3 protein-coding genes are annotated in these 2,369 nt (G+C 72.5%); 1 reads left to right on the forward strand and 2 read right to left on the reverse strand.

Features of this window, described 5'->3' with window-relative positions; all coding sequences use genetic code 11:
• Positions 1 to 178: 178 nt before the first annotated feature.
• Positions 179 to 640, forward strand: a complete 462-nt coding sequence (locus D7V88_RS40710) for a tetratricopeptide repeat protein (protein ID WP_208726748.1) — start codon at positions 179 to 181, stop codon at positions 638 to 640.
• Between the two features lie 2 nt (positions 641 to 642).
• Here the strand turns inward: D7V88_RS40710 and D7V88_RS40715 are convergent, their stop codons facing one another.
• Positions 643 to 2,076, reverse strand: coding sequence for a sigma-54-dependent transcriptional regulator (locus tag D7V88_RS40715; protein ID WP_120545856.1), 1,434 nt, complete (start codon positions 2,074 to 2,076; stop codon positions 643 to 645).
• Positions 2,073 to 2,369 (reverse strand): ATP-binding protein (locus tag D7V88_RS40720; RefSeq protein WP_147449118.1); only part of this gene is annotated, 297 nt, incomplete at its 5' end. The genes D7V88_RS40715 and D7V88_RS40720, both read right to left, overlap by 4 nt.

The following is a 2,369-nucleotide window of genomic DNA, read 5'->3' on the forward strand; positions in this document are numbered from 1 at the left end:
GGGGTGGAGGCCGTGCCGGAGGTCTGCGGGGGGCGGACGGGCTTGTTGCCGATGATCATGGGGGACCCTGAAGTGAAGACTTATCGATTTCTCGCGGATCGGCTGCCCAAAGTTGCGGACGCCGCTCCAAAGTCGCGCAGAATGAGACAACGCGCCGCGTGGTGCACTGGAGGACGCCGTGGGAAGTGACCTGTACCGCCAGGGAATCGACCAACTGAATGCCGGCAACACCGCCGAGGCCCAACGGCTCCTGGAGGAGGCGAGGAAGCAGGCGCCCGACTCCGTGGAGGTCCTGCACGGCCTCGCGTTGGTGCTGGATGCCAAGGGAGAGCGGGCCGCGTCCGTGGCCCTGCTGAAGGAAGCGCTCCAGCGCGACCCCACGGCGCCGGGCCCGGCCTGTGACCTGGCCATGTTCCACCTGGAGCATGAGGAGGACGAACAGGCCGTGCGGATCCTCACGCCCGTGCTGGCGGCGTCCCCGGACCACCCCCAGGCGAACCTGGCCATGGCCATGGCCCTGGCGAAGACGGAGGCGGTCCGCGCGCGCACCTTCACGGCGCGGGCGATGAAGACCGCCGACGAGGAAGCGCGAGCGCAGGCGGAGGAGTTGGACAAGGTGCTCGCGAAGCACGTCGCCTGAGGCTACTCGCCGCGCTTGAAGTCCTCCGTGCGCACGCCGTAGCGCTTGAGCAGGCGGTGCAGGCTTTCGCGCTCCATGCCCGCGCGCTCGGCCGCATGGGTGACGTTGCCGGAGAACTCCTGCATCAGCGCGGTGAGGTAGTCGCGCGAGACGGCATCGCGCACCTGATCCACCGCCTCGCGGTAGGGCCGCTTCGCCAGCGCTTCCGTCGGGAGCGCCACAGGTGTCGCGGCGGGACGCAGCGGGCCGGACTCCGGGGGCAGGTCCTCCGGGGTGATGCGCGGCCCGGCCGCCATCGCCACCGCGCGCGCCACCGCGTTCTGCAACTGCCGCACGTTGCCCGGCCAGGGCGCGGCGGTGAGCACCTGGAGCGCCTCGGGTGTGAAGCCCTCCAGCTCCGGCCGGCGCGCGATGGACAGGAAGTGCATCGCCAGGAGCGGGATGTCCTCGCGCCGTTCGCGCAAGGAGGGCATCCGCACCGTCACGCCGTCCAGCCGGTAGTAGAGGTCCTCGCGGAAGCGCCCCTGCGCCACCTCCGCCGCGAGGTCCCGGTGCGTCGCGGCCACCACGCGCACGTCCACCGTCACCGGCGTGGTGGTGCCCACGCGGCGCACCTCCCTCTCCTGCAACGCGCGGTTGAGCTTCACCTGCACCGGCAGCGGCAGGTCGCCCACTTCATCCAGGAAGAGCGTCCCGCCGTGCGCCTCCTCGAAGAGCCCGGCCTTCGCGCCCGTCGCGCCCGTGAAGGCGCCCTTCGCGTGGCCGAACAGCTCGCTCTCCACCAGGTCCGCGGGCAGCGCGCCGCAGTTCACCGCGACGAAGGGCCTGTCCCGGCGCGGGCTCTCCCGGTGCAGCGCGCGGGCGGCCAGCTCCTTGCCCGTGCCCGTCTCGCCGGTGAGCACCACGGTGAGCTCGCGCGCCGCCACCTGCGCGAGCAGCGCGTGCGTCTTGCGCAGCGCGGGGCTGGTGCCGAGCAGCCCGTGGAAGTCCGGCATGCGAGAAGCGCGGGCCTGGAGCCCCGCCGCGTCCTTGCGTTGACGCTGTCGCTCCAGCGCGCGCGCCACCACCAGCGCCACCTCGTCCGGGTCGAAGGGCTTGGACAGGTAGTCGTACGCGCCCTCCTTGATGGCCTCCACCGCCTTGGGGACGCTCGCGTAGGCGGTGACGAGCACCACCTCCGTGTCCGGAGAACTCCGCTTCACCTCGCGCAGCACCGCGAAGCCGTCCGCGCCCGGCATCTGGATGTCCGTCACCACCACATCGAACGCGCGCGTGGACAGCAGGGCCAGCGCCCGCGCCCCATCCGGCGCCGTCGTCACCGCGTACGCGTCCCCCAGGATGCGCGCGAACAGCTTGAGCATGTTCTCCTTGTCGTCCACCACGAGGACCGCGGGCCTCGCGTCGGGCCCCTGTTCGCGCGCCTCCGGGGTGCTCATGCCGCGGTCTCCTGTTCCCGCGAGGGCGCGGGCAGCGACAACGTGAAGCGCGCGCCGCCCAGGGGCCCCGTGTCCACGTCGATGCGTCCACCGTGCGCCTCCGCGATGGCCTGACTCACCGCGAGCCCCAGCCCCGTGCCGCCGGGCCGGGTGGTGAAGAACGGTTCGAACAGCCGCGCCCGCGCCTCCGCCGTCATCCCCGGCCCCGAATCCGACACCGCCACGCGCGCGGCACGGGGCTGGGGCTCGCGGTGAGTCAGGCCATCGCGGAGGCGCACGGTGGACGCATCGAC

The organism is Corallococcus terminator (genome assembly GCF_003611635.1).
GTDB classification, from domain to species: Bacteria; Myxococcota; Myxococcia; order Myxococcales; family Myxococcaceae; genus Corallococcus; species Corallococcus terminator.